The sequence below is a fragment of the Mycobacterium sp. IS-2888 genome, from assembly GCF_001954215.1.
In the GTDB taxonomy this organism is placed as follows: Bacteria; Actinomycetota; Actinomycetes; order Mycobacteriales; family Mycobacteriaceae; genus Mycobacterium.
The window spans coordinates 90,414-117,317 of record NZ_MBET01000067.1 but is presented as its reverse complement, the minus strand read 5'-3'; the positions used below and the strand labels follow the sequence as shown (position 1 = coordinate 117,317).

Annotated in this window: 25 protein-coding genes; 13 read left to right on the top strand and 12 right to left on the bottom strand. The window is 65.5% G+C overall.

Annotated features, from left to right (window positions below):
• Positions 1 to 19 precede the first annotated feature (19 nt).
• Positions 20 to 1,105 (bottom strand): dihydrodipicolinate reductase, encoded by a 1,086-nt coding sequence (locus A5745_RS13280; RefSeq protein WP_076116516.1) that lies wholly within the window; start codon positions 1,103 to 1,105, stop codon positions 20 to 22.
• Positions 1,106 to 1,233: 128 nt separating this feature from the next.
• On the opposite strand from A5745_RS13280, the gene A5745_RS13275 reads away from it, so the two are divergent.
• Positions 1,234 to 2,142, top strand: coding sequence for an enoyl-CoA hydratase (locus A5745_RS13275; RefSeq protein ID WP_076116475.1), 909 nt, complete (start codon positions 1,234 to 1,236; stop codon positions 2,140 to 2,142).
• 100 nt (positions 2,143 to 2,242) lie between these two features.
• On the opposite strand, the gene A5745_RS13270 is transcribed toward A5745_RS13275, so the two are convergent.
• Positions 2,243 to 3,259, bottom strand: a complete 1,017-nt coding sequence (locus A5745_RS13270) for an acyl-CoA dehydrogenase family protein (protein WP_076116473.1) — start codon at positions 3,257 to 3,259, stop codon at positions 2,243 to 2,245.
• A 101-nt stretch (positions 3,260 to 3,360) separates the two neighbouring features.
• On the opposite strand from A5745_RS13270, the gene A5745_RS13265 reads away from it, so the two are divergent.
• Positions 3,361 to 4,533 carry an acyl-CoA dehydrogenase family protein gene (locus tag A5745_RS13265; protein WP_076116471.1) on the top strand — a complete coding sequence of 391 codons (1,173 nt, stop codon included), beginning with the start codon at positions 3,361 to 3,363 and terminating at the stop codon, positions 4,531 to 4,533.
• Here the strand turns inward: A5745_RS13265 and A5745_RS13260 are convergent.
• Positions 4,522 to 5,310, bottom strand: coding sequence for a TetR/AcrR family transcriptional regulator (locus A5745_RS13260; RefSeq protein WP_076060619.1), 789 nt, complete (start codon positions 5,308 to 5,310; stop codon positions 4,522 to 4,524). The two genes, A5745_RS13265 and A5745_RS13260, sit on opposite strands and share 12 nt — an antisense overlap.
• 359 nt (positions 5,311 to 5,669) lie before the next feature.
• On the opposite strand from A5745_RS13260, the gene A5745_RS13255 reads away from it, so the two are divergent.
• On the top strand, positions 5,670 to 6,857 hold the full coding sequence (locus A5745_RS13255; protein WP_076116469.1) for an amidohydrolase family protein: 1,188 nt from the start codon (positions 5,670 to 5,672) through the stop codon (positions 6,855 to 6,857).
• A 2-nt stretch (positions 6,858 to 6,859) separates the two neighbouring features.
• Here A5745_RS13255 and A5745_RS13250 read toward each other — a convergent pair whose 3' ends face one another.
• The 4 genes from A5745_RS13250 to A5745_RS13235 are packed head-to-tail and all read right to left on the bottom strand — an operon-like array spanning position 6,860 to position 10,779.
• Positions 6,860 to 7,684, bottom strand: a complete 825-nt coding sequence (locus A5745_RS13250; RefSeq protein ID WP_076116467.1) for an enoyl-CoA hydratase/isomerase family protein — start codon at positions 7,682 to 7,684, stop codon at positions 6,860 to 6,862.
• Positions 7,681 to 8,766 carry a hydroxyacid dehydrogenase gene (locus A5745_RS13245; RefSeq protein WP_076116465.1) on the bottom strand — a complete coding sequence of 362 codons (1,086 nt, stop codon included), beginning with the start codon at positions 8,764 to 8,766 and terminating at the stop codon, positions 7,681 to 7,683. The genes A5745_RS13250 and A5745_RS13245 overlap by 4 nt, the downstream gene beginning before the upstream one ends.
• Positions 8,763 to 9,881, bottom strand: coding sequence for a TauD/TfdA family dioxygenase (locus A5745_RS13240; RefSeq protein WP_076116463.1), 1,119 nt, complete (start codon positions 9,879 to 9,881; stop codon positions 8,763 to 8,765). The genes A5745_RS13245 and A5745_RS13240 overlap by 4 nt, the downstream gene beginning before the upstream one ends.
• Before the next feature lie 43 nt (positions 9,882 to 9,924).
• Complete coding sequence (locus A5745_RS13235; protein WP_175879818.1) at positions 9,925 to 10,779, bottom strand: HpcH/HpaI aldolase/citrate lyase family protein; 855 nt, start codon at positions 10,777 to 10,779, stop codon at positions 9,925 to 9,927.
• Positions 10,780 to 10,814: 35 nt separating this feature from the next.
• On the opposite strand from A5745_RS13235, the gene A5745_RS13230 reads away from it, so the two are divergent.
• Together A5745_RS13230 and A5745_RS13225 are read left to right on the top strand one after the other, a co-directional pair.
• Positions 10,815 to 11,960, top strand: a complete 1,146-nt coding sequence (locus tag A5745_RS13230; RefSeq protein WP_076116461.1) for an acetyl-CoA acetyltransferase — start codon at positions 10,815 to 10,817, stop codon at positions 11,958 to 11,960.
• Positions 11,960 to 12,364 carry a Zn-ribbon domain-containing OB-fold protein gene (locus tag A5745_RS13225; protein ID WP_076116459.1) on the top strand — a complete coding sequence of 135 codons (405 nt, stop codon included), beginning with the start codon at positions 11,960 to 11,962 and terminating at the stop codon, positions 12,362 to 12,364. Before A5745_RS13230 ends, A5745_RS13225 begins: the two co-directional genes overlap by 1 nt.
• Here the strand turns inward: A5745_RS13225 and A5745_RS13220 are convergent.
• Positions 12,354 to 13,874: a class I adenylate-forming enzyme family protein gene (locus tag A5745_RS13220; RefSeq protein ID WP_083662915.1), complete on the bottom strand. Its 1,521-nt coding sequence runs from the start codon at positions 13,872 to 13,874 to the stop codon at positions 12,354 to 12,356. The genes A5745_RS13225 and A5745_RS13220 overlap by 11 nt on opposite strands.
• A 109-nt stretch (positions 13,875 to 13,983) precedes the next feature.
• Here A5745_RS13220 and A5745_RS13215 point away from each other — a divergent pair, with 109 nt between their 5' ends.
• The gene (locus tag A5745_RS13215) at positions 13,984 to 14,859 is read left to right on the top strand and encodes an SDR family NAD(P)-dependent oxidoreductase (RefSeq protein WP_076116453.1); all 876 of its coding nucleotides are present in this window, start codon (positions 13,984 to 13,986) and stop codon (positions 14,857 to 14,859) included.
• Positions 14,860 to 14,873: 14 nt separating this feature from the next.
• On the opposite strand, the gene A5745_RS13210 is transcribed toward A5745_RS13215, so the two are convergent.
• A complete protein-coding gene (locus A5745_RS13210; protein ID WP_076116449.1) occupies positions 14,874 to 15,710 on the bottom strand; it encodes an enoyl-CoA hydratase/isomerase family protein in 837 nt (278 codons plus the stop codon).
• A gap of 44 nt (positions 15,711 to 15,754) precedes the next feature.
• Here A5745_RS13210 and A5745_RS13205 point away from each other — a divergent pair, with 44 nt between their 5' ends.
• From A5745_RS13205 to A5745_RS13175, 7 genes are all read left to right on the top strand, one after another.
• Positions 15,755 to 17,005, top strand: a complete 1,251-nt coding sequence (locus A5745_RS13205) for a hypothetical protein (protein WP_076116447.1) — start codon at positions 15,755 to 15,757, stop codon at positions 17,003 to 17,005.
• A 4-nt stretch (positions 17,006 to 17,009) separates the two neighbouring features.
• Positions 17,010 to 17,816 (top strand): enoyl-CoA hydratase/isomerase family protein, encoded by an 807-nt coding sequence (locus A5745_RS13200; protein ID WP_076116445.1) that lies wholly within the window; start codon positions 17,010 to 17,012, stop codon positions 17,814 to 17,816.
• A gap of 6 nt (positions 17,817 to 17,822) precedes the next feature.
• Positions 17,823 to 19,070, top strand: coding sequence for an acyl-CoA dehydrogenase family protein (locus tag A5745_RS13195; protein WP_076116442.1), 1,248 nt, complete (start codon positions 17,823 to 17,825; stop codon positions 19,068 to 19,070).
• Positions 19,067 to 19,882: an enoyl-CoA hydratase/isomerase family protein gene (locus A5745_RS13190; RefSeq protein ID WP_076116511.1), complete on the top strand. Its 816-nt coding sequence runs from the start codon at positions 19,067 to 19,069 to the stop codon at positions 19,880 to 19,882. Before A5745_RS13195 ends, A5745_RS13190 begins: the two co-directional genes overlap by 4 nt.
• Positions 19,879 to 20,679 (top strand): enoyl-CoA hydratase/isomerase family protein, encoded by an 801-nt coding sequence (locus tag A5745_RS13185; RefSeq protein ID WP_076116439.1) that lies wholly within the window; start codon positions 19,879 to 19,881, stop codon positions 20,677 to 20,679. The genes A5745_RS13190 and A5745_RS13185 overlap by 4 nt, the downstream gene beginning before the upstream one ends.
• The gene (locus A5745_RS13180; protein ID WP_076116437.1) at positions 20,676 to 22,130 is read left to right on the top strand and encodes a class I adenylate-forming enzyme family protein; all 1,455 of its coding nucleotides are present in this window, start codon (positions 20,676 to 20,678) and stop codon (positions 22,128 to 22,130) included. Before A5745_RS13185 ends, A5745_RS13180 begins: the two co-directional genes overlap by 4 nt.
• A gap of 105 nt (positions 22,131 to 22,235) precedes the next feature.
• On the top strand, positions 22,236 to 23,069 hold the full coding sequence (locus A5745_RS13175) for a mycofactocin-coupled SDR family oxidoreductase (RefSeq protein WP_076116435.1): 834 nt from the start codon (positions 22,236 to 22,238) through the stop codon (positions 23,067 to 23,069).
• Between the two features lie 81 nt (positions 23,070 to 23,150).
• Here the strand turns inward: A5745_RS13175 and A5745_RS13170 are convergent, their stop codons facing one another.
• Genes A5745_RS13170 through A5745_RS13160 form a run of 3 tightly spaced genes read right to left on the bottom strand, consistent with a single transcriptional unit; the run spans position 23,151 to position 26,904 of the window.
• Positions 23,151 to 24,740, bottom strand: coding sequence for a class I adenylate-forming enzyme family protein (locus A5745_RS13170; RefSeq protein ID WP_076116433.1), 1,590 nt, complete (start codon positions 24,738 to 24,740; stop codon positions 23,151 to 23,153).
• Positions 24,737 to 25,939, bottom strand: a complete 1,203-nt coding sequence (locus tag A5745_RS13165; RefSeq protein ID WP_076116431.1) for an acyl-CoA dehydrogenase family protein — start codon at positions 25,937 to 25,939, stop codon at positions 24,737 to 24,739. The genes A5745_RS13170 and A5745_RS13165 overlap by 4 nt, the downstream gene beginning before the upstream one ends.
• A complete protein-coding gene (locus A5745_RS13160; RefSeq protein ID WP_076116428.1) occupies positions 25,936 to 26,904 on the bottom strand; it encodes an acyl-CoA dehydrogenase family protein in 969 nt (322 codons plus the stop codon). Before A5745_RS13160 ends, A5745_RS13165 begins: the two co-directional genes overlap by 4 nt.

Below are 26,904 nucleotides of genomic sequence, written 5' to 3'. Positions count from 1 at the left end.
CGCGGGACCAGCTGCCCGCTCACGGCGCCGCCGTCGTGGGTAGGACGCCCCGCCATGCCCCACCGCGCACCGGGCCGGTTACCAGGGGTAGGTCCAACGTCGACAACAATCCCGGTGGCGCAGCCATTACCGCGGGAATCGCGTTGAGTTCGCGCATGACAGTCGCGTAGGTCAGGCCGCGCATGTTGTTCCCGCGACCGTGCATCTCTATGTCGACGGAGTAGGTGGGCAGCCCCTCGACGATGACCCGGTAGCCACCATGTGGTGACGGATGCCGCGGCCAATCCGGCGCGGAACCTTCTCCCATGCGGGTGACGTGTTCCAGCACCACGCGTTCCTCGCCGCCCACGATGCCGACGAGCCTGAACCGCATACCCCCCACCGTGCCCGGCTCGATCCAGCCCGACGCAACCTCGTACCGCCGCACGGCAAGCCATTTGTCGATGGAAGTGTCGACTCGGTCGAGCGGAAGTCCGACCCCGTCGGCAACGAGGTGGACGATGGGTGCCCACAACGCCGCAAGGCGTTCGGGGTCGAATAGCGGCGCCGGATGGTCCGGCCGGTGTCCGAAGCCCATGAAGTCGAACATGATGTCGGGTTGATTGATCGGGCCGTAGTCGAGTATCTCGAGCATGGTGATGCTGTCGACACGGCTGCTGAACCCTGTCATCGTCAGCGCGATCACGTCGTTCGCCCAACCGGGGTCGACACCACTATTGAAGAAGCTGGTGCCGCCCTCCGCGCACGCCGCCGCGAGCAGTTTCACCGTTTCCTTGTCGGCCGCGGGCGGGTAGCACATCGGCACCAGCGAGGTACACACCACATGCTTACCTGCGCGCAGGCAGCGCGCGATGTCCTGCGCCGCTTCGTGGTAGCGATAGTCACCCGTCGCGAAGTAGGCCACCACGTCGGCATCCACCGACAGCGCGGCGGCGATGTCCCGGGTGGCGATGACGCCGGTTGCGGGCATTCCACACAGGTCGCCGGCGTCCCTACCGGCCTTGGCCTCGCTGTGGACCACCGCGCCGGCAAGTTCCAAGCCCGGGTGCGCGATGAGGGCACGCAACGCGCCGACGCCGACCTGGCCCGGACCCCACAGAATCACTCGCGGCTTGCGTTGGCCGTCTGCCATCTGCACCCCTTCCGGTCTTCGCCGACCGACCGTGAGAATATAGCTTCTCATATTGAGATAACACCATTACCAAGATGCAGACGAGAGACTGGAGGGCAACGGTGAGCGATTACGAATTCTTGAAGTGGGAAACGCTCGACGACGGGAGGATCGCGCGTATTTCGCTGAACCGTCCCGATCAGCGCAACGCCCAGAATCGCGGCATGCTTGTCGAACTCGATCACGCGTTTGCCCGCGCCGAGGCCGATGACACCGTCCGCGTTGTCATCCTCGCGGGCGAGGGCCCGATGTTCTCGTCGGGTCACGATATCGGTTCCAAGCACGCGCGCGCCGAGTTCAGCCCGGGTCCGGGCCAACACCCGACCGTGACGATCACCGGCGGGAGCCGCGACGGCGCCGAGAGGACCATGCTGCAGGAGTGGCACTACTTCTTCCAAAACAACCTGCGGTGGCGCAACCTGCGCAAGATCACCATCGCCCAGGTGCACGGTGACGTGTTCTCGGCAGGTCTGATGTTGATTTGGGCGTGTGATCTCATCGTCGGAAGCGAAGAGGTGCGCTTCGCCGACGTGGTGGGAACGCGGCTGGGAATGTGCGGGATGGAGTATTTCGGCCATCCCTGGGAGTTCGGGCCGCGGCGCACCAAGGAGCTCATGCTCACCGGCGACGCGATCGCGATCGAGGAGGCCTACCGACTTGGCATGGTCAGCAAGATCTTCAAGCGTGGCGAACTCGCCGAGCGCACCCTCGAGCTGGCGCGGCGCATCGCGAAGGTGCCGACCATGGCGGCCCTGCTGATCAAGGAGTCGGTGAACCAGTCCGTTGACAACATGGGTTTTTACAACGCGCTGCAATCGTGTTTCGCGTTGCATCAACTCAACCACTCGCACTGGGCGCAGATCCGAGAGGACAAGGTTCCCACCGCGGGCGAGGAGCAGGGCGTGCCGAATTGGCGGACCGCTCCCCCGGTTGTCCTGGCGGTCAAGGACAAGGTCCGGTCCGACGCGTGACCGATCGCTTCCTCTGACGGCCTGCCTCGATGGTCCGCGTCAGAAAGCGGGGTCACAGTCGTCAGGGTCGGCGTGACTGTGGCTCGAGACAGGCTCCCGTTCAGCTGGCGGCCCCGTAGCGTGCGTCGGCTACGCGGTCCAATGCCGCCGCGGGATCGCCGAATACCATTGCCCAGCCCCGGATCCGGCGGTAGTACAACTGGATGTCGCCTTCCATACCGAATCCGTATCCGCCGTGGATATGCAGGCTGCGCCGCGTTGCGTCGCGCGCCGTCTCGTAGGCGAACGCGAAGGCCATGGCGGCCAGTTCGCGGACGCGACCGGGCTCGTCGCTGAATGCGCAGGCTGCTTTCAGCCCGAGCAGGCGCGCCCCGTCCGCAGCCGTGGCACTGTCGGCCAGGGGGTGGGACACTGCCTGGAAAGCGCCGATGGCGGTTCCGAAGGCACGTCGTTGTTTGGCATACTCGACGCCGATCTCGATGGCCTTCTTGGCCGCACCCGCCAATGCCACAGCGGTCAGCGCAAGCCATACGTCGAGCGCTTCGGAGAAGAGCGCGCTCGCCCGCCCTCCGTCGGCGAGCACGACGAACTCATCACCAATCGTGATGTCCGCCAACGGCATTGATGCAAGATTTTTCACCGCACTGCGATTGTTGCCAATCGGCACGGCCAGCAGCAGTCCCTCGGCGAGGGCGATGACGTGGTCGGCGACGGCACCGGCAGGCACCAGTCCCAGCTTCCCACCGCGCGCGGCGCGAGGCGCGAACGTGACGAGCTGATCGCCCGCGAGAAGAGTGCCCAGCAGCCTTGCGCCAGCCTGTCCGGACTTGGCCAGTACTCGCGCGGCGACGAGCGCTTCGATGACCGGAGCGGAGCCGATCGCGCGGCCGAACTGCTCGGCGATCAGGGCGAGTTCGAGTTCCGACGCACCCCATCCGCCGGCCGACTCGTCTGCCGCCATCTGTACCGTGCCCGTCTCGAGCAGTGCCTTCCACAGCTTGGGGTCAAAACCCGACGGCTCAGCAGCCCGGACACGCTCGGAGGTCGACTCACGCGCAAACAGTGCGGCGAACGATTCCACCAACTGTCTCTGTTCGCTCGTCAAGCTCAGGTCCACGATCCTCGATCCCAATGCGGATATGGATACTCTCAGATTTGAGAGTAGCATTATCGATCGCTCAACCACGCGCGCGCCTGACGACAGATTGGCTTGCACAGATGCATTTTCAGCTCGATGCGGACACTGCCACCTACCGCGACGCGGTGCGAGCCCACCTGCAGGACGTGCTGACTCCCGAATTCGAGGAACGCATCTACCGCAGCGGCGTCGCGCACGACGACGAGTTCGCCAAGGGGCTGGTCGAAAAGGGCTACTTCGCGCCTGGCTGGCCGGCGGAGCTCGGCGGGCAGGGCCGCGGCGCGTGGGACGAGCAGGTCGTCAAAGAGGAGCTCATGCGGTTTGACGCGCCCGTGTACCTCTCCGAAACGACAAGGATGGTGGCTTCGATCATCCGAGAGATCGGCACCCCGGCGTTGAAGGAACGCATCCTGGCCGGCGCGATCAGCGGCGACATCACCATCGCTCTAGGCTTCACCGAGCCAGAATGCGGGTCGGACGTTGCGGCGGCTGCCACCAAGGCCGTTCGCGATGGCCCGGGAGAAGACGCAGACTGGGTGATCAACGGCTCCAAGATGTTCACCACGAACGGTCACGTTGCGGACTTCGTGTTCCTGCTTGCACGCACGAGCCCCGAAAAGCCAAAACATAAGGGCCTGACGATGTTCCTGGTCCCGTGTGACTCCGAAGGCTATGAGGCACAAGCCGTGTGGACGCTTTCCGGCGAGCGCACCAACATCACCTTCTACAGCGACGTCCGCGTCGGCGATGAGTGGCGAATCGGCGAAGTCGACGGGGGCTGGGCGGTGCTTGGGCTGTCCCTGCGCGACGAGCACGCATCCGGTTGGGGACCACACCTGATCAGGCTGTTGGACCATGCCGAACACTGGGCCGCCGGGACCGTGTCCCACGATGACTCACGCTCCATCGTGAATGCCGACGTCCGACGCCGGCTCGCTCGAATCGCAATCGAAACCGAGGTGTCGATGCTGTTGCAGCGGCGGTGTGTGTGGATGCTCGAACACGGCGACATACCTGTGGCCGAGGGATCGATGTCCAAGCTGTTCAGCACCGAGGCGCTCGAACGCGCCAGCCAGGATGTGGTCGAACTCGTCGGCGCGGACGCCTTACGCAGCTATCTCGAGCCGACGGCACCCGAACGTGGGCGGTTCGAACACTCACTCCGCTTCTCGTTGGGCACCACGATCTATGCGGGCACCAGCGAAGTCCACCGCACCATCATCGCGCAGCGTGGGCTCGGCCTACCCCGTTAGCTTCTTTGCCCGGCGGCTCGACGTCGCCCTCGGCGCCGCCTTGCGGGCCGGCCTGGCCTTGATTTCGGCAGCAGGCGGTGTGACCGCCTGCTTGCACCACGCCCACAATTGATCTTCAGTCAGCCTGGAACTCTTGCCGCCCAGGTGGAAAACCCCAATCTGAGCCAGTGCGGTGAGCGTGGTGTTCAGCAACGTGGTCAGCTGGGCTGGGGTCATGTCCGTGCGGACCAGCCCCGCCCGGGCGCACGACGTGATGATCTTTGTCAGCAGCTTCAGATGCGGCTCCCACACCTTGGCGAACGCGTCCGGCCGCTCGATCTCCAGGCTCAGATTGTAGATCGTCATGACTCGGCCGCCGACCGCTTCGGACGACTCCGCGCGGGACAGCACACCGCGGCAGAAGGCCTCGAGTTGCTCCATAGGGCCGTCGGCCGCAGCGACTTCCTGCCGGATGTTCTCGGTGAACTGACTCGTGACGTTCTCGTAAAGCGCCAACAACAGTTCTTCTTTGCCGGCGAAGTGTTGGTAGAACGCCCGCAGGCTCAGATTCGACCTGTCGATGAGCGTCTGGATGGTGAAGTCGGCCTTGCCCGACTCTTCCACCAATTCCAGCGCGGTGGCCAGGAACCGCGAACTGCGGGCGAGAGCGCGCGCTCTCGCACTGCTCAGGCGCCGCTCGATCGTGCGCTGCTGCCATGTGCCGGGCAGCTCGGCCTCGGATTCAACCAATTCCAGGCCGGCTTTGGATTCGGTGCCGGCGGGCCTCTTTGCAGACATAGTGCTTAAAGCATACGCGAGCAACATCAATCATGTGGACAGTCTACGTACGCGTGTATGTTGATTGTCACTGTGCGCAAGTGCATATTTCCAGTCCTCTTGCCGCGCCTGCCGGCAGTCCCATCGTTCGGCAGAGCAGCTTCCGTGACGACTTGGGGCGCCTCGAGGGGATCCGGGTCGGCACCCGGCATCCCAAGGGCGCATTTGTATTTCAGATCGTCGCGGGCGGTGCACAGGTTACCGGGGATGCCCGGGTATCTCGGAGCAGAATGATGCGGTACCGTGGAAACGGTGATTCTCTTTTCTGAATCAGTGTGCCGCAAACGGAAGCCGCAGGCGATGGTCGAAGGAGCGCAGCGTTGAGTGCAGACATCCTAATCGTCTCGCCGGATGACCACTTGGTGGAGCCGGCCGATCTGTGGACCAGCCGCCTGCCGGAGCGCTACCGGGACATCGGGCCGCGAATCGTTCGCACCCGTGGGCGCATGGATCCGAGCGTCACTTCCGATGTCGCGTTCGTCGAGGACGACGGGGGCCGCGAGGCGGACATTTGGCGCTACGAGGATGCAGTCATCCCGATCCCGCTCATCAGCGCGGCTGCCGGCTACGACCTCGACGAGCTCACCACCGATCCGATAACGTACGACGAAATGCGCCCGGGCTGTTACCGTCCGGCGGACCGGCTCGCCGACATGGACATCGCCGGCATCGAGGCCTCGGCATGTTTCCCCAACACCCTTGTCCGCTTCTGCGGTCAACGATTCCTGTACGGCAAGGACAAGGAGCTCGCCAGGCTGTGTGTCGAGGCCTACAACGACTTCCAGATCGACGAGTGGGGAGGTAGCTCGAACGGCCGGCTGATTCCGCTGGGCATCATCCCGCTCTGGGACGTCGAACTCGCCGCGAAAGAGGTCGAAAGAGTCGCCGCCAAGGGCATGCGCGCCGTGTGCTTCTCCGAGCTGCCCTCTCGTCTGGACCTGCCGTCGATCCATAGCGGCTACTGGGACCCGTTCTTCGCTGCCTGCGAGCGAAACCAGGTCGGCATCATGCTGCACATCGGCTCGAGCTCTTCGCTGACAAAGTCCTCTCCGGATTCGCCGCACGTTGTCACCAGCGCACTCATGGCGGTCAATTGCACCATCGCCCTGGTCGATTGGCTGTTCTCCGGCAAGCTCGTTCAGTTTCCCAACCTCAAGCTCGCGTTCGCCGAGGCACAGGCCGGCTGGATCCCCTACTACCTGCAACGAGTCGACGAGGTGTGGGAGGACCGTCGGGCATGGGGCGGTATCCATCCGCTGCTGACGGAACCGCCAAGCAGCCAGGTGCCTGGGCGCGTTTACTTCTCCACCTTCGGCGACCCGGTCGCCTTCCGCATCCTCGATCTCGTCGGGCCCGACCAGCTCATGTTCGAGACGGATTACCCGCACAACGACACCAACTGGCCCAGAAGCCTCGAAGTGGCCAATAAGGCGACGGAAGGCTTGGACGAGGAGACCAAGCGTAAGGTGTTGTCCACCAACGCGAAAAGGTTCTTTGGCCTCACGTAGCGCTACTGTGCCTTCCACTCGGGCTTGCGCTTCTCCAAGAAGGCACGGGGTCCCTCGATGGCATCCTTGGTCAGGGCGACCTTCATGCGGTAGTTCTCGGCGAGCAGTTCCGCCTCGTATATCGGCAGCGTCAGACCCTTGCGCACGGCCAGCCGGGATCCCCGGACCGCCAGGGGCGCATTGGAATTCACGATGTCCGCGATTTCCCACGCCCGGGGCATCAATGAGTCGTGCGCGACCACCTCGGTGAAGACACCCAGGTCGTAGGCGCGCTGCGCGTCGAGTTGTTCGTGCCTGCCCATCAAGATCAGACGCATCGCCACGGGCAGCGGCAGGATCCGAGCGAGCCTGACCCCTTCGCGCCCGGAGGTCACGCCGATGCTGACATGAGGGTCCATCAACGTCGCGCGCTCCGACGCGATGGTGATGTCCGCCGTCGTCACCAGGTCCATCCCCGCACCGCAAGCGATGCCGTTGACCGCGCAGATGATCGGCTTGGTCATCTGTAGCCACGGCGGCGTCGCCTCCTGCGGTGCATCCCACTGGCGCATGGAGCTCAGGATCGGTGCGCCCTGGTTGTCGATTCCCGCCGCGTTCTCCATGTCGTGGTCGGCAGCCTTGTTGACGTCCGCTCCGACGCACAATGCCCGGCCGGCACCGGTGATGATCACCGTCCAGATGTCTTGCGATCCCTCGATTTCTTCGTAGGCCATGCCCAATTCGGCGATCATCTCGTCATTGATCGCGTTGAGCACTTCGGGACGGTTGAGGGTCACGCATGCGGTGTGACCCCGGACCTCGACCTCGATCGTTTCATACCGTGTCACCTCGTGTGGCCCTCACTCTCCAAAACCGTTGTGGCGCTGGGGCGAAAGCCGAAAGTGCCCTGGAACCTGTCGCAGTAGTGCGGCCAGACGTCGGGATTGAGCAGGCGCGGCGGCATTCCGCCACTGAAGATGGTTTGCCATTGGGTGGCCGTGGCGACGGCGATGTCGCGGGCGGCCTCGACGGTGATGCCCGCAGTGTGCGGTGTGGCGACCACGTTCTCGAGATGCAAGAGGGGATTGTCCGTGCGCGGCGGCTCTTCGTGAAACACATCGAGGCCCGCGCCCGCGATGCCCCCACTGACGAGCGCATCGAGCAGCGCCGCCTCGTCGTGCACGGGTCCGCGCGCTGTCGTGATGAAGAATGCCGTCGGCTTCATCGCCGCGAACTGGGGCTTGCCGATGAGCCCCTTAGTCTCACTGGTCAGCGGGCAGGTCACCTGCACGAAGTCGGAGTGCTCGAGAAGTTCGGCGAGTGGGACGATTTGCACCCCGCGCGCTTGCGCGCTGGCTTCGTCGACGTAGGGGTCGAAGACCAGGACCTTCATGCCGAACGGCGCGCACAACTCAACGAGGCGGCCCCCGATGGCCCCGAGCCCAATGACGCCGAGCGTCTTCCCCAGCAGTTGGCTCCCCCGTAGGACCAACCGGTCGCGGAGCGGACCACCCCGCAGCATCCGGTCGGCGGCCGTGATCTTCTTGGCCAGGTCGAGCATGAAACCCAGAGCATGCTCGGCGACCGCCTCCGCGCCGGGGCCGGAGTTGTTGCACACCGCGATTCCGGCCCGCGTGCACGCATCGACGTCGATGACGTCATACCCGGCGCCGGCCGAGCACACGGCGAGCAGCTTCTGACAACGCCTTACCAACACCGGCCCTGCGAGCCACTGTGCACCATCGGCGTATCCAGCCACGTCGGTCCGGGTGGCGACCTGGTATCCGTGCGCGGATTCCAGTGCGGCCCAACTTTTCTCGTCGGCCGCGTTCAGATCGAGCTTGACCAGATCGATATCACCGGCCTCGAGGATGTCTCCGGCGACCGAATCTGTCCACCGTTCATAGACCAGACGCGGACGAACGCTCACGTGTTCTTGACTCTGGGTTTCGCCTGAGCCGCCTTGAACATCTCGGCCAGTTCCGCGTTGACATTCTTATAGTCGTTCCGGGCGATGGTTCCGTCTCGGCCCTCGACGACGTCGTACCCTAGCCGCAGATCCTTGTTCTCCATGTGGAAGTACTCCCTGCCGATCGGCAACCGCCGATCTTCCCGCGGCACCTCCATCCACGCCCGCAGGAAGCAGCGCGCCTTCTTCGGGTCATTGCTGCTGACGAAATCCGATCGCGAATGGCACATCGCGAAGTTATTGGCTACCGCGGCCTCACCGGATTCCAGCCGGAACTCGACCTGCTGCTCGACCAGGATGTTGCGCAGCAGATCCACCGCTGCGGTCTCCTCGGGTGTGAATTCCCGGCCGAGCGCGTGCATGGCGGGCAGGATGCTGCTGTAGGTGAAGTTGATGCAGATCCGTCCGTCGATCTGGGAGAAGACGGGGACATCGTAGGGTGTGACGTCCGGCTGGTCGTCGGGCTGTTCACTGCGCCGATGATGCGGGAAGCCTCGGTAGAGCACCTCGAGCAGATCCGGACGTTCGGCGAGAACCCGATTGTGCGCAGCGGGCCCGCTGGAGAACTGGCTTTCCCCACCCTCAGCGGCCGGATACACACACAACAGCGACAGGATGTCGGCGGCGTCGTTGTGCATTGCCAGTTCTGCGCGGGATTTCGTTCCGCGCGCGGGTTGCACGCCGCCGGGCAGGATCTCCTCCTGGACGCGCACCATCCGGTGCCCGAAGGAGTTGTTCGACACAAGATATCCGAGGTGGGTGCAGAACGCCCAGTAGATGCGTTCGAGCTCGTCGATCGAGTGCTGTTCGACGGGGAAGCCGCGTACGCATGCCAGGCCCCTGCCGAACATCAGCTCCCGGTAGAGCCGCGCTAGATCGTCGTCGAGATCGGGGTGCCGGGCATCCTCGGGCGTGATGTCGTCACGGTCCTTGTTGGCGGTCTTGGCCAGGATCGATTCCAGCGCAGCCACATTGCGGGCCGACAGGTCGAACGCGAAGTCTTCCTTGCTCGTGAAGTCGGCGCCTGTCCACGCCATCGAATCGGTGACGGGTTCGGTGTAGATGGCTGTCGGCATCCGGTCCTCCTGATGTCTCGGCTTCGCTTTTCTGCTGTCGGTGTCATTCGTCAAATCGCTTCACAGGGTGACTCACCAGCCCGCGGAGTGCTTGCGCACGGCTTGTGGCCGCCTCGGTCATCATCCCGACATCAGTTCCCGCCGAGATGAATCGCAATCCCAGTCCGACGAACCGATTCAGCAGCTCAAGGGACTTTATTCCGGCCATACCGAGCGCCACGCCGTGACTACGACAAGCCGCCGCCACAGATTCTACTGCACTTTGGAAATGATAATTCTCATACTGGCCGTGGATGCCCATTTCGGCGGTCAGGTCGCTTGGTCCCACAAGGATCATGTCGATGCCGTCGAGCGAGGCGATGGACTCGGCGGCTTCGACGGCCTCCGGGGTTTCGATCATCACAGCCACAACCGTGCGTTGTTCGAGCAGCTCCACCAATTGCGGCGCTGTTCGCGGTTGGTATCCACTGACTGCGTTGGGACCCGAAATGGACCGATGGCCGATCGGCGGAAAACGCGCGGCCGCGACGACAGCTTCCGCCTCTTCTCGCGAATTGATGTGCGGCACAATGACTCCTACCGCCCCTGCATCCAATACCCGCGCTATGACGCTGGGATCGTGGGAGGGGACCCGCACAAGACCGGAAATTCCCGCCCCGAGTGCGCTCACACAGAGCATCTGCGCCGTCTCTAGAGACGTCGGCGTGTGCTCGAGATCCACGTAAACGGCGTCGTACCCGCACGCTGCCGCGACCGCGGGAACGTCCGGGGTACGTGAGTTGAGCAGCGCCAGGCACAGCACCAGCCCTTCTCCTCGCAACGAGGTCCGCAGCGTCGGAGTCATAGGCTCACCGTAGCGGACCGAGAATATGGTTTCCATGATTACGTGAACGGCCATTATCAGTCCCGGGGGCGATGTGATAACCATGAGCTATGCCGTCGAACCGCGTCGCCATCGTGGGTGCTGCCCTGTCCGACTGCGGCCGAGTTCCCGATAAGACCGCGATGGCGCTGATGGCCCAGTCGTCGCGGCGGGCGGTCGCCGATGCCGGCCTGACGAAGGAGGACATCGATGGTTTCGGGGGCCACGGGACGTTGCTTCCGCCGGTGGAGGTCAGCGAATACCTGGGCCTGCGGCCCGACTGGGTCGATGCGACCAACGTCGGCGGATCGTCGTGGGAAGTGATGGCCGCTCACGCCGCCGCCGCGATCGCGGCTGGGGAAATCGAGGTCGCACTGTTGACGTACGGCTCCACCGCCCGCTCCGACGTCAAGCGCCGGGTGCGCCAGTCCGCTGCGGCGATGGGCACCGGTGGCGCACTGCAGTACGAGGCGCCCTATGGCGCGACATTGATCGCCAAATACGCCATGGTGGCCAGGCGTCACATGATCGAATTCGGCACCACCGTCGACCAACTGGCTGAGGTCGCCGTCGCCGCCCATGAATGGGCGGCCATGAACGAGAACGCATTTGAGCGCGACCGCATCACCGTAGCCGACGTTGCTGCCGCACCGATGCTGGCCGACCCGTTCACCACCAAGCATGTGTGCCTGCGCACCGACGGCGGCGGCGCTGTCGTGCTCGCCAGCGAGCGCGTGGCCAAGGATTGTGCGAAGGACCCGATTTGGATTCTCGGGGCCGCCGACGCGACCTCACACGTCAGCATGAGCGAATGGGCCGATTTCACGACGTCGGCCGCCGCGCGCTCGGGCCCGCGAGCCTTCGCGCGGGCGGGCATCAGTCCGGCTGACATCGACGTGTGCCAGCTGTACGACTCCTTCACGTCCACCGTGTTGCTGACCGTGGAGGACCTTGGCTTCTCCGCCAAGGGCGAAGGCGGGCCCTTCATCGAGTCCGGTGCGCTTCGCCCGGGTGGGGCGCTCCCGACTAACACGGACGGCGGCGGCCTGGCCTCGTGTCACCCCGGTATGCGGGGAATGTTCCTCATGGTCGAGGCGGTGCGGCAGTTGCGGGGGGAATGCGGGCCGCGGCAGGTCGGCGGGGCCCGCCTGGCGTGTGTCCACGCGATGGGAGGCTTCTTCACCCACAGCGCCACGATGATCCTCGGGAGGCTGTAGTGACGGTTCCAGACCGGCCCACGATCGACGCCGACGGCCAAGCATGGTGGTCGGCCACGCAGGACCGCAGGCTGATGGTCAACGCCTGCCGCTCCTGCGCTCGGACGTCGTTGTACGCGCGGCCGTTCTGTCCACTCTGCTGGAGTGAGGACGTGGAGTTGGTGCCGGCCACCGGACGCGCGCGGCTTTACACGTGGAGCGTCATTCACCAGAATGGCGCACCCTTTGACGCGCGGACGCCCTACGTGCTGGCAATGGTGGATCTCGAGGAGGGGCCGCGGCTGATGACGGTCGTGGAGCGTTGCCGCGTCGGTGATCTGCGCGCGGACATGGAATTGGTCCTTGCCTTCCGCGACGACGAGGACGGATTCCTGGTCCCGGTTTTCCATCCGGCTACCGGGTAGTGGCAACTCGGTCGGCCAGGAGCCGCCGGCGCCCCGCCGATCGCGCGTCGAGCTTGGTGCGGTCGATCTTGCCGTTCGCGTTGACGGGAAGCGGCTCGTCCCAGAGCACCAGCTCCTCGGGCAGTTTGTATTTCGGCAGACCCTGCGCGACGAGCGCCCGGGCGACCTCGGCCAGCGAGATCTCGACGTCCCCTTCGAGCACGACCGCCATCGCCAGTCGCTCACCGGTGGTGTCGTCGGCGACCGAGTAGGCGGCACACTCGCGGACTCCGTCCATCCGCGAAACGGCCTCCTCCACTTCGGCGGCCGGAATCTTCAACCCGTTGCGAATCACGATGTCCTTGATGCGACCGATGATCCGCACCCGCCCGTCGATGACCTCCGCCACGTCGCCGGTGCGGAACCACTCACCCTCGAACCCGTGCTCGTCGTCCGCGGCATCGGTATATCCGAGAAAAGTGTGGGGGCCCTTGACGCAGCACTCGGTGGGTTCGGCCACGGATCCGACCCGCACATCGACGTCGCCGAGCGCCACTCCGTCGTCCGCGTGACGCGCTTCTCGGGATTCGGTCCGCAGGCCCGACGTGCTGACCGGGATCTCCGAGGATCCGTAGGCGCGCATGACGACGATGCCGAATTCGTCTTCGACACGTTCGACGATCCGCCGGTCAAGCATCGTGCCGCCCAGATACACCGCGCGTAGCGCGACGTCAGCGCCGCGCGCTGCGGCCTCGTCGAGCATTTGGGCCAGCAGCCGGTCGGGGCCCCCGTACCACGTCGCGCCTGAGCTGGTCAGCAAGTCGGAAGTCGCCGACCGATCCCAACGATCCTCGAGAATCACCGGTATCGCGAGCATCGGAGCGATGAACAGCGCTTGCAGCACCCCGGTGACCGACGCCAGCGGACTGATCAGAAAGATCCGGTCGTCCGACCCGAGGCCCGCTGCGGTGATGTAGTTCGCCGACGCCTTGGCCAACGTGCTCAGCGAATGGATCACGCCCTTGGGTCGAGACGTAGTGCCTGAGGTGTAGAGCACGAAGGACGGTTCGTCCGCTGACCGCGCGGGGTGCGGCGGGTCGGCGTCAACTCGGTCGCGGTCACCCAGTTCGATCCAATGACAACCCACGGACAGTTCCGGCTGGTTGATCGCCGTCCAGTTCGGCGCCGCGCCGAACCGCGCCCCGGTGCGGGTGAGGATGTCGGCGAGTTGCCTGGACCCGGCGCTGCGCGGCACGAGCAGCACCACCGCATCGACTCGCAGCGCCGCGTGAACGGCCACCACCGAGTCCACGTCGTTGCCGACCACCAGCACGATCGCGCTGCCCGCAACCACGCCGGAATCGGCCATCGCGAAAGCGGCCGCATCCACCCGCCTGTCCAGTTCGGCGTAGGTCAGTTCGGCGTCGCGATCCGCCACGGCCAGCCGGGTGGCGTGTCGGGCCGCGGCGGATCTCACCACATCGAGCGGTTCCGCCGACCAGAATCCGGCCGCGCGGTACCCCGGTCGCACCCGTTCGGCTCGCCGGCGCGCATGTCGTAACAACTCAGCCGGGCCGGTCATGGGTTTGTCCTCCGATGCAAATGTTCGCTCTCGATTAGGTAAATGTAACCTCTCACCCATGCAGTCAATGACTTTCGACAACCAGGTGGCCATCGTTACCGGAGCCGGCGGCGGACTCGGCCGCTGCCACGCCCTGGAGCTCGCCCGGCGTGGTGCACGTGTCGTGGTGAACGACCTGGGCAGTTCGGTGGACGGCAGCGGCGCGTCGACGTCAGCGGCTCAAGCGGTGGTCGACGAGATCACAGCCGCGGGGGGAACCGCGATCGCAAACGGCGACTCGGTCGCCACCGAGGAGGGCGGTGCCGCGATCGCGGCGGCGGCGATCGATGCCTTCGGGCGGATCGACGTACTGGTCAACAATGCCGGGATCCTGCGCGACGCCGCGTTCAAAAACATGACCGCCGAGCAGGTGGATGCGGTCATCGCCGTGCACCTGTCCGGCGCCTTCAATGTGACGCGGGCGGTGTGGCCGGTCATGCGGGAGCAGAATTACGGGCGGATCGTTCAGACGACCTCGGGCACCGGCCTTTTCGGCAACTTCGGTCAGGCCAACTATGGCGCGGCGAAAATGGGTCTCGTCGGCATGATGCACGTTCTTGCGATCGAGGGCGCCCGCAACGGCATCGCCGTCAACGCCATTGCGCCCATCGCGCGCACGCGAATGACCGAGGACATCATGGGTGAGGCCGGTAAGAAGATGGACCCCGAACTCGTTACGCCCGTGGTCGTCTACCTGGCACACCGCAGCTGTGACCGCACTGCGCACATCTACTCGGTAGGCGCAGGCAAGGTGTCACGGGTGTTCATCGGTGTCACCAAGGGAATCGAGGACACGTCGCTGACTGCGGAGTCGGTGGCATCGTCGATCGACGAGATCGACGACAGCTCCGCGTTTACCATTCGCGGTGGCCCCCAACGGGTTGAGCAGGGTTGAGCAGGGTTGAGCATTCAGATTCCCTGGAACCGTGGGGGGCGCCGCTCGGCGAACGACCGCAGGCCCTCTTGCAGGTCAGCGGTCCGCGACACCACCTCCTGCGCCCAGGCTTCCTGTTCGAAGGCGCGATCGCGCCCGGACTCCGATGAAACGGACAACAACCGCTTGGTGAGCGCCAGCATCACGGTCGGCCCAGCAGCGAGGCGTCCAGCGATTTCTTCCGCCGTGGCGTCGGTTTCGTCGGCTGCGGTCACCCGGTTGACAAGTCCGAGCCTTTCGCAGGTGACAGCGTCGACAGGCTCGCCGAGCATCAGCAGTTCGGTCGCCTTGCGCAGCCCCACAATTCTGGTCAGCAAGTGAATGGCGCCCGAATCCGGCAGGATCCCGCGGTGCACGAACGCCTCGACAAGCTTTGCCTCCGTTGACATGACGACGAGGTCGCACGCCAGGACCAGGCTGGCCCCGGCGCCCGCGGCGGTGCCCTTGACCGCGGCGACCACGGGTTTGTCGCAATCCAATACCGACGCCACCAACCGCTGCCAGCCCTGCTGGAGCATGCGAGCGATGTCGCCGGGCCGTTTCTCGGCGACGGGTTTCGATTGTGCAACTGCGTCCCCCGTCTGCGGCGCCAAGCCCGCGCCGGTGCAGAAGTGTCGGTCACCCGTGGCGCCCAACAGCACGGCGCGGATCGCGGGATCGTCGTTCGCTCGCGTGAATGCCTCCGTGAGCACGTCACGCGCCAAGGGCGACAGCGAGTTTCCGACATCGGCGCGGTCGATGGTGATTCGTTGCACCCCGCCGTCGGTGACGCCTACCACGATGCCTGATCGTTCTTCACTCATCTGACTCATCCCTGCGTTAACGGCGTTTCCGCTTTTCGGGTATCTTAATTTCCATGCCGGCGACGGGTCAGATTACCGACGAGGGACTGGCCCGGTTGCGCTCTACCATCGGTATCGCCGTTCCACACACCCAGCCGCCGCACTACTACCGCCCGAACGAGGACTGCTTCCGCCACGTGGCGGAGAGCTACGGCGACGCCAACCCGCTGTGGGCTGATCCGGAGTACGCCGCCAAATCCATCTGGGGTGAGTCCATCGCGCCGCCGGCGCTCGTGGGGGGCGACACGCTGATCGGTGAGGACGAGGTGACCACGCTCTCCGACGAGGACCGAGCGCTGACCAAAGGCGACCCGCTGCGCGGCGTCCACGCCTTCTACGCCTCCTCCGGACGGGAATGGTGGGCGCCGCTGCGGGCGAATCATCGGGTCTTCCGGCGCAACGCTCTGGTTGCGGCGCTGGACAAGAGCAGCGAATTCGCCGAGCGCGCCGTGCACGAATGGTCGGCGCAGGTGTTCCGCGACGACGAGGGCATCATTCTGGGTGCGCAGTACCGCAACATGATCCGCACCGAGCGCGGCAAGGCCCGCGGACGCAAGAAGTACGAGACCGTCGAACTGAAGTCGTGGACGCCGGACGAGATCGCCGATTTGGACGAAAGATACGCGCGCGAGTCGCCGCGCGGCGGCGAACCGCGATGGTGGGAGGACGTCGATGAGGGCGACGACGTCGGCCCCTTGACCAAAGGCCCGCTGACGGTAACCGACATGGTCTGCTGGCACGTCGGCATGGGCACCGGGATGTACGGCGTACGGCCCCTGCGGCTGGCGTGGCGCAACAGGCAACGCATTCCCCGTTTCTACACGCCCAACGAACACGGTGTCCCCGATGTGCAGCAGCGCGTGCACTGGGAACCGGACGCGGCCCGCAATGCGGGCAACCCCACCACCTTCGACTACGGCCGCATGCGCGAGACCTGGCTGATCCACCTGTGCACGGACTGGATGGGCGACGACGCCTGGCTGTGGAAGCTCGACTGCGAGTTTCGGCTCTTCAACTACGTCAGCGACCTGCACACGATCACCGGCAAAGTGGTACGCAAATATCTCGCCGAGAGCGACCGGCCCGCCGTCGACCTCGAACTTGCGGCGACGAACCACCGTGGCCAGGTCACGGCTCCCGGACACGCCACGATCCTGTTGCCGAGCCGCGAACGCGGCCCCGTCCGGCTACCTGATCCGCCGGGCGGCGCGACCAACCTCGCCGACCTGCTGACCGCGGTGTCGGCAGGGTTCGCCGAGCGCTGAGGCCATGAGTTACGACAGCGTGCCCGGCCTCGGCGCCGAACAACACGGTCAGGTCCTGCACCTGAACTTCGACCGTGCCGAGCGCCGTAACGCGGTCAACGACGTGATGCTCGACGCGATGATCTCGCATTTGGTCGCGGCCGGCACCGACGAGTCGGTGCGTGTCATCCTGATCGATGCCCAAGGACCGGACTTCTGCGCAGGCTCCGACCTGATCGCCAACAACAGTCGCTCAGAGCGCAAGCCGCGGGTGGGCAGCACACAGCGGAGACTGCCGAACAAGGCCAACCGGCTCATCCCATTGATGCTCGAGACGCAGGTGCCCATCGTGTGCGTGGTGCGAGGCTGGGCCGCCGGCCTCGGATTCCACATCGCACTGGCTTCCGACTTCTGCGTCGCCGCCGAGGACGCGCGGTTCTGGGAACCTTTTATGGCACGCGGTTTCACGCCGGACAGCGGCGCCGCCTGGCTGCTGCCCCGCCTCATCGGCATGGTCCGCACCCGGCAACTCTTGATGCTCGGCAACGAGATCTCCGGAACCACCGCGGCCGAGTGGGGAATCATTCACGCCGCGGCCCCCGCCGACGAATTGGACGCGGTCGCAAGCGAACTGATCACCGGCCTTGGCGACGCACCCACAGTGGCGCTGGGCCTCACCAAGTGGCTGCTGCACAGTGGCAACGGGCTCGACCTCGACCGTCACCTGCAGAACGAGGCGATGGCGCTCGAGTTGTCGAGCCGCAGTGAGGATTTCAAAGAGGGTTTGGCGGCATTCCGCGACAAGCGCGAGGCGAAGTTCCAAGGGCGCTAGAGGACCATGACACCGCTGCCGATCACCGAGGCCACCAGCACCGCAGACGCCGTCGCGGCCGTCGAGCGATGGGTCGACGCCGAGGTACCGGTCTCCTGGCGCACAGCAGCCGCCGACAGCCCCGCCGCCCTCCGGGAGGTGCGGAGTCCCGCGGAGTACCGGCAGTGGTACCCGGTCTTCGCCGCATCCGGCCTCGTCGTGCCGACCTGGGCTCGCGAATACGGCGGTCTGGGAATCGGCAACGAGGTGGCCCGGGCGATCGATCAGGTGCTGCGTCCGCTGCGGTTGTCCCGGCTGAACCCGTTGGGGCTCAACAACGCTGCCGCAGCGTTGTTCAGCCACGGCACCGAAGAGCAGCGGCTGCGTTTCCTGCCGCCGATCGTGCGCAACGAGGAAAAGTGGTGTCAGCTCTTCAGCGAACCGGGCGCCGGGTCCGACCTCGCCTCGTTGGCGACGCGAGCCGTCCGGGACGGCGATGAGTGGGTGATCTCGGGCCAGAAGGTCTGGACCACGTGGGCCGACGAGGCCGACTTTGCGATCCTGCTCGCCAGAACCGACCCGGATGCACCCAAGCACAAAGGCATTACGTACTTCCTGCTCGATATGCATCAAGTCGGCGTCGAGGTGCGTCCTCTGCGCCAGATCACCGGCGAGGCGGAGTTCAACGAGGTCTTCATCGACAATGCGCGGATCCCTGACGCGCACCGCGTGGGCGATGTCCACGACGGGTGGCGTGTCAGCGCATCTACGTTGTCCAGTGAGCGGCAGATGGTTTCGGGTTCCGGGTCGGGAGGCATGGGCCGCCTGGGCGGCTCCGGCGCCGACCGCCTGATAGCTCTGGCGCGCGAGACCGGCCGATGGCACGACCCGGTCGTCCGGAACAAGGTCATGCGGTTGTGGGCCCAGGAGCAGATCCGCGGCTGGACCAATGACCGTGTCCGCGCGGCACTTTCGGCCGGTCAGTCGCCGGGAGCCGCGTCCTCGATCGGCAAAGTGCACCAGGCCACCCTGAACCAGCAAATCCAGGACCTCATGGTAGATCTGCTGGGCACCGACGCGGTCGCCTGGCCGGCCACCGACGATCCGGACGCCCTCCCGCGGGACGTCCACGGAATGATGCGCAGCCTCGCCAACGGCACCGAGGGCGGCACCACCGACATCAACAAGAACATCCTGGGCGAGCGGGTGCTCGGGTTGCCCAAGGAACCGGACCCATGGAAGGGCAAGCCCTGGAAGGAAATTCCGCGCTCGTGAGCAACTATCAGCGCCTGGTGGTGGAGAAATCTGATGGTATCGGCTGGCTGATCCTGAACAGGCCGGACGCGGGCAACGCCTTCGACTCATTGATGCTCGACGAACTCGAATCCGCGTGGGCCGACCTCGACGCCGACCCCACCATTCGCGTGATCGTCAACACCGCCAACGGCAACGCCTTCTGCACCGGAATGGACGTGGTGCAGGTGGCGCGCGATAAGGCGGCAATGCGCAGGCATTCACGCCGGACCCGGGACGCCGAGCTGAAGATCTCGTCGTGGCAGTGCGGGGTGTGGAAGCCGGTGATCGCGGCGGTCAACGGTGTTTGCGCGGGCGGCGGACTGCACCTGGTGGCCGACGCCGACATCGTGATCGCCGCCGAGCAGGCCTCGTTCGTCGACCCGCACGTATCGCTCGGCCAAGCCGTCGCCTACGAGGCGATCACCCTGCTTCGCAAGTCCCCGATGGAGGCAATCACCCGAATGGCGTTGAGCGGCAAGGGCGAACGCATCTCGGCGCAACGCGCCTACGAGTTGGGCATCTTGTCCGAGGTGGTAGCCGCCGACCAGCTGCGCGCGGCGGCCGGGCGACTCGCCGCCGCGATCGCCACGAATTCGCCGACCGCGATGCGCGCCACCAAGAAGGCGCTGTGGCACTCGCTGGAGGTCGGTATGACGCAGGCCCGCACCGATGCCTCCGATGAGATCTGGCGGCTGCGCAATCACCCCGACCATGGCGAGGGCGCCAGGGCGTGGCGGGAAAAGCGCCGGCCGCAGTGGCAGCCGCTGTCGGATGCGGCGGAGGTTTCATGACCTACCAGAGGCTGATCGTTGAGCGGCATGGGCCGGTCGGCTGGATCATCAACGACCGGCCGGACCGCCTCAACGCCTACGACGTGGTGATGCGAGAGGAATTTCCCAAAGCGTGGGCGCAGTTGAACGCTGACCCCGACGTTCGGGTCATCGTGCACACCGGCAACGGTCGAGCCTTCCAGGTGGGCGCCGACGTCGAGGAGCTCGACGGTGAGGCCGTGCTGCAGTTTCAGGAGACCATGCGCACACTGGACCTCAAGCTGACGGCGTGGCACTGCAACGTCGACAAGCCGGTCATCACCGCCGTCAACGGCGTGTGCGCCGGGGGCGGGCTGCACTGGGTGGCCGACGCCGACGTCGTCCTCGCGTCGTCAGATGCGAGCTTCGTCGATCCGCATGTGTCGATCGGGCAGGTCAGTGCGCTCGAGACCATCGCGCTGATGCGCAAGATGCCCGCCGAGGCCGTGCTGCGGATGGCTCTGGTGGGCAGCCATGAACGGCTCAGCGCCCAGCGTGCGTACCAGCTCGGCATGATCAGCCAGGTCGTCGACCCGCCCGAAAAGCTGCGCGAGGTCGCCCAGGAGCTGGGCGAAAAGATCGCCAGGAACTCGCCCGCGGCGATGCGCGCCACCAAGCGTGCGCTGTGGGGCGCGCTCGAATACGGCCTGACGGATGCCTGCCGCGAGGGCGCTAAGCACCTGACATCGATGTGGGGGCATCCCGACCAGAACGAGGGTCCGCTTGCCTTCGCGGACAGGCGAACTCCGAATTGGGCGCCGTTGGAGGCCGATTCGTGAGCCTGGTGGAGCTGCTGGACGGCCTGCCCGAAGTCGCAGTACATACGCTCGGCGCTGAGGTGTCGCGCGACGAGCTGGCCGCCAGCGCCGACCGGCTGCGGACACTGCTCGCCGAAAGCGGACTGACGAGGGGACACGTGGTCGCCGCGATGCTGCCCAACGACGCCACGACGATCGCAGCGCTGTTCGGCGCGTGGCGTGCCGGTGGCGTGTACACACCGCTGAATCCCAGGGCGGCCGACGCCGAGATCGTGACCCAGTTGGAGACGTTGCAGCCCGTTGCCGTCATCACTACTCCCGCACTTGCGCAACGGTTCTCGGCGTTCCACCTGCCGGTCATCACCGGCGACGCGCTGGCGTGGGCGATTGCCGCCTCCGCGACGCAAGTCGCCGATGCGCGGTCCTATGATGACGATGTTGCGCTGCTGCAGTTCACGTCGGGCACCACCGGCCCGCCGAAGCCGGTGCCGCTCCGGCACAGCACGGTGCTCGATCTGATCGATCGGCTACTCGAGAAACTCCGTGGCGCGAAACCCGCTGGGGACAAGCCTAAGCGGTCGCCCATGCCGAATCTGGTGCCGTTGTCGTTGTCGCTGTGGGCCGGCATCTATCAGGTCCTGTTCGCATTCCGGGCCGGCTCGGGCGTTGTTCTGATGGACCGTTTCTCCCCCAGCGACTTCGCCGCCCTCGTCCGGCGGCACCAACTGCGATCCACAGTGCTGCCGCCCGCGGCGCTGACCATGGTGCTGCACGACGATTCGGTCACGGACCTGTCGCCGCTGAAGATCGTGCGGTCGATCACCGCTCCCCTGTCGCCCGTTCAGGCGGCCCGGTTCCGGGACAAATTCGGTGTGATCGTGCTGAACTCCTACGGCCAGACCGAACTCGGCGGCGAGGTGGTGGGCTGGTCGGCCGCTGACGCCCGCGAGTGGGGCGAGACCAAACTCGGATCCGTCGGCCGACCCCTGCCCGGCATCGACGTCAGGGTCGCCGACGACGAGGTGCTGGTCCGCACGCCCACTACCGCCGCCCGCAAGATCGATCCGGCATTCCTCGACCGGCTCACCGACGACGGCTGGTTCCACACCGGTGACCTCGGCTGGTTCGACGATGACGGCTTCCTGTGGCTCGACGGACGGGTGTCGGACATGATCAACCGGGGAGGGCTCAAGGTGTTTCCGGGGACCGTCGAGGACGTCCTGCTAGGCGCCGACGGTGTCCGCGAGGCCGCCGTCGTGGGCATACCCGACGAACGCCTTGGCGAGGTCCCGTGGGCATTCGTGGTGCGTGGCAACGACGACGAGCTGTCCGAGGATGGGTTGATCACCTGGTGCCGCGAGCGCCTGACGCCGTACCGCGTCCCGGCACGGATCGTGTTCATCGACCGTCTTCCGCGCAACGATGTCGGCAAGGTGGTCAAGCGCGAACTCGCGGCGATGGCCGACATGTGAATTTCGGCGCGGCCACCGGTCAGGCGATCGGAATCGACGGCGGTCATTACACCAGCCTGTAGGGTCGGGTGCGATCTGCTGGCGTCCAAACTTTGGGAGAACGTGATGGCCCAACCGTTTGAGGGCAAGGTTGCATTTATCACTGGGGCAGCGCGCGGCCAGGGCCGTTCGCATGCAATTCGGTTCGCCGAAGAGGGCGCCGACATCATCGCATTTGACTTGTGCGATCAGATTGACAGCGTCGCGTATCCAATGGCCACACGCGAGGACATGGATGAGACTGTCAACCTCGTCGAGAAAACAGGTCGCCGCATTGTCGCCGAGCAGGGTGACGTTCGAGACTTCCAGCGACTAAAGACGGCGGTAGCTAACGGTGTGGCCGAGCTGGGACGGGTCGATTTCGTGCTTGCCAACGCCGGAATTATGCCCGGCGTTGGCGAGCAGCGTTATGCGGTTACGGCATATGTAGACGCGGTAGACATCCTCCTCAATGGGGTGTACTACACGGTCGAGGCCGCGCTGCCTGCGCTGTTAGAGCATGGTGACGGCGGGGCGATTGTGATCACCAGTTCGGCCGCTGGATTGACCAGCTTGTGCCCGAAGTTCAGTGTTCGAAGTCATGGCTATGCCGGCTACCACGCCGCCAAACATGGCGTCGTGGGACTGATGAGGTATTACGCAACTTCGTTGGCGGAAAAGAACATCCGCGTCAATACCGTGCACCCGAGCGGGGTTGCCACTCCGATGATTCTCAACGAGGCAGTGGCACAAAACATGGTCGAACACCCCGAGGGCAACAGCGCTTTAGAAAACTTGTTGCCAGTCCCAATGGTCGAGCCTGCGGACGTCACCGAAGCAATGGTCTATTTGTGCGGGCCGTCCGGCCGCTACATCACCGGCATCACCCTGCCGGTCGATGCGGGCTACGCCGCTAAGTGATGAGTCCGGAACCATCTAAGCCACCAACAAGCGACTCTCGTTCGCCGCCGACCAGTTGAGGGGGTGTGATGGGCGGCAACCTCAAGGAGCTGATCGGCCTGTAGCGGCCGGGCGCGCCGACGTTCCGAACTTGGCGCGCAGTTCGGTCTTGAGCACCTTGCCGGTGAGGTTGCGGGGCAGCGCATCGACGATTTCGAGTCGTTCGGGCGTCTTGTGCTTGCTCAGCCCTCGGGCGTGGCAATGTTCGAACACCGAGGAGAGCGTCACCGCCGCGCCGGGACGCGCGACGACGACAGCGCACACCCGTTCGCCGGTCCGCTCATCGGGCACTCCGATGACCGCGACGTCGGCGACCGCAGGGTGGCTCGCCAACACGCCCTCGATCTCGAGTGCCGAGATGTTCTCCGCATTGCGGATGATCGCATCCTTGATGCGCCCCGTGACGACGACGTTGCCCTGGTCGTCGATGCGCCCCAGATCGCCTGTGCGGAACCACCCCTCGGCGTCGAATGCTTTGGCGTCCAAGGAGGCATCGACGTAGCCGAGGAAGCATTGCGGGCCCTTGAGCCGCAACTCCCCCTCCTCCCCGGACATAACCTGCCGCTCGGATTCATCGACGACTCGCACCGAAACGCCTGGCACAGGCTTGCCCACGGTATGGTCCAGCAGCTCCGGGGGGCCGTTCGGCGCTTGAGAGGTGGCCACCGGAAATTCGGTCAGGCCCCAGGAATTGGCCACACCGTCGACCGAGAAAGTCTGCCGCACTTGATGGCCCAACTCGGCGGTGATGGGCGCACCACCGCCGACGCAGCCACGCAGATCGGGATAGAGCGGTTCGTCGCCGTGCTTGGCCTGCGCCGCCATGAAGGCTACGAAGAACGGGGTCGCGCTGCCCAACAGTGTCGGGCGGTGCGCAGCGATGGCGAAGGGGGTCTCAACGGGATCGAAAGCGTCGAACAGCACCAATCGCATGCCGGTATGCAGGCCGGCAGCGAGCATAGCCGCTCCCCCGATGTGCGACACCGGAAAAGCGATCGGGTTGACGTCGCTACTGGAGGCGCCGACGATACCGACGACGCCTGCCGAGCCGGCGATGACCGAGCGGTCGCAGTGCCGCGCGCCTTTCGGAGCCGCCGTGGTGCCCGACGAATAGTAGACCCAGCGCGGCTCCTCGCCGGAGCGCGGCGGTGGAGGCAGCGCTGCCGGATCACCGGCCGGCAGTCGAAGTGCACCGGTGATGGGCGCATTGTGGTCGATGACCACCACCGACATGGACTGGTCACCGTTGATCTTATGCGCGAGCGCGGTGTGGTCGAAATTGCGCCACAATCCGGGCACGATGATGACGTCGGTCGCGAGTTGCGCTGTCACAAAACGCAGTTCACTCTCCCGCCATATCGGCAGAACAGGGTTCTGGACTGCGCCAAGGCGCGCCAGCGCCACCATGACGACCATCGTCTCCAGCGTCGTCGGCAGTTGCCACGACACCACCGTCCCCGCACCAATTCCGCGTTGCGCCAGCGCCGCTGCACACGTCAGCGCGGATTCGCGCAGCTGCCCGCACGACAGGGTGCGTCCGTAGTCGTCGACGAGGATCACTCGATCGGGATGCGCCCGCGCCGCCGTTTCGACGAGGGACCAGTAGGTCTGCGCGGCTGGGTATGCGGTCATCGGCTCGGCAGGCGCAGTCGGCGCTTAGCCAGAATGTTGCGCATCATCTCCGAACTGCCACCGGATATCGTGTAGGCCCGAGACCACAGCCAGCATTCCCGCAGGCGTTGTTTGGCCTGTTCCACATCAGGATTCGCAGCCCCCACGGCAACCACCGACGCGGCCAGCTCGGCGCCATAGGCCGCGACTCGGTGATATGTCTCGGCGAAGCTCAACTTCGCGATCGAACCGTCGCCCGGTCGTTCGTCGCCCGACGTCAGCCGCTCCACATGGTCGTCGATGAACGCCTTGGCCACTTCGGCTTCGACGGCCAACTCGGCCACCTGCTGGCGGATGTCGGCGGAGTCCAACGCGGGCGTGCCGTCGATGAGCGCGTGACGCGCCACGGTCACCAGATCATCAATCAAGAGTTCGAGCAAGATGACGTTGCCGCCGATGCCGAATCGTTCAAAGTCCAGGCCGGCCATGATGATCGACCAACCCTGGCCCACCTCGCCGATCAGGCTCTCCGCACCAAGCCTGACTCCGGTCAGGAAGACCTCATTGACCTCGATCGCGTCGCCGATCGTGCGGATCGGACGAACTTCGACACCGTCCGCCGAGAGCGGCACGGCGAAGACCGACAGGCCGTGGTGGCGCGACGACGCCGGGTCGGTGCGGATCAGGGCGAGGCCCATGTCGGCCCAGTGCCCGTCCGTAATCCAGGTCTTCTGCCCGTCGATGAGCCAGCTGCCATCGTCCTGCTGCGTTCCGCGGCTGCGCACGGCGGCGATGTCGCTGCCGGCGTCGGGCTCGCTGAGCAGCTGACACCAGACATGCTCGCTGCGCCGGATCGGGGGCAGCAGCGTTCGCTTCTGTTCTTCAGAACCGAAGTGCAACAAGACGTGTGCCGCCAGGTTGACCTGATCAATGGGCCGTGGTGCGCGAGCGCGTAAAATCTCCTCGCTCACAATGCGATCATGCAGCGGGTGGTGGTCGCCGCGACCGCCGTGTTCGGCCGGCCAGTCCGCACCGACGAAACCCGCCTCGAACAGGCCGGCGAACCATCCCCGCAGCTGTGCTTCCTCTTCGGCGGTTTCGGGCGCCCGGTGGCCTTCGCGCGCTTCGATAGGCGGTGCGTGTTCGGCGATGTGGGCCCTGACCCGCTCCCGGAATGCGGTCAGCTGCGCCTGGGTGGGTCGATTCCCGAAAATGCTCACCAGCCGGATACCTCCGCAACGAGCGCCCGACTCGACCGCGCGGTGCCTATCAAATGGCCGTTGGTGAAGACGCGACGCAGTTCATGGTGCAGGGGATACTCCCAGGTGAATCCGATGCCGCCCGACAGTTGCATGCACTCGTCAACGGCGGCTGCGGCTTTCGCCGCGACGAACGCGTGCGCGGCCGCCGTCAGCACGGTTGCCCTTTCTTCGGCAGACGCGATTGCCCGCGCCGCCCTCATGACGACGGCGCGCGCTTTGACCTGGAAGACCAGTAGCTCGACGAGCCGGTGCTGAATCGCTTGAAAACTCGCGATAGGCACCCCGAACGCAACGCGCTCCTTGAGGTATGCGGTCAACCGTTCAAGGGTCATCGACACCGCGCCCACGGAATCGGCGGCAACAAGCAGCCGGGCCACGGCGACCAACTGGTCGGCCCGTTCGGGAGATCCGATCAGGGCGCTGGGCGCGTTCGCCACGTCGAGGCGCCATACCGTCCTGGTGACGTCCAGCACGTCTGCGTCCAGCTCGAACCGGTCGCGATCCAGGTCACGTAGCAGGTGAATTCCGTTGCGCCCCAGCAGAAGGACGATGTCAACCGCATCGCCGCGGATGACCCGCGCGGGCCCGTCGAGGACGGCGAAGCCCGCCGCCACGGTGCCGTCGAGCAAGCCGGGCAGCAGTTGATCCCTAACCTCCTCGGGCCCGCAGGCAAGCGCCGCGGCGCCCAGCGTGGTTCCGAACCACGCCGACCCGTCCTGCGCTCGACCGAGCTCCTCGGCCACCACGCACGCCTCGACCGGACGCCAGCCCGCGCCGCCTATAACCTCATCGACAAGCAGCCCGGTCCAGTCCATCGCCGCAAGGTCCTTGACCGTTCCCCTCTCCAAGCGTTCGGCCAGGAACTGACGCGCCGACGCTCGCAACAGATCGAGGTCGACTTCGGCTGAGTCCTCATCAGCCAT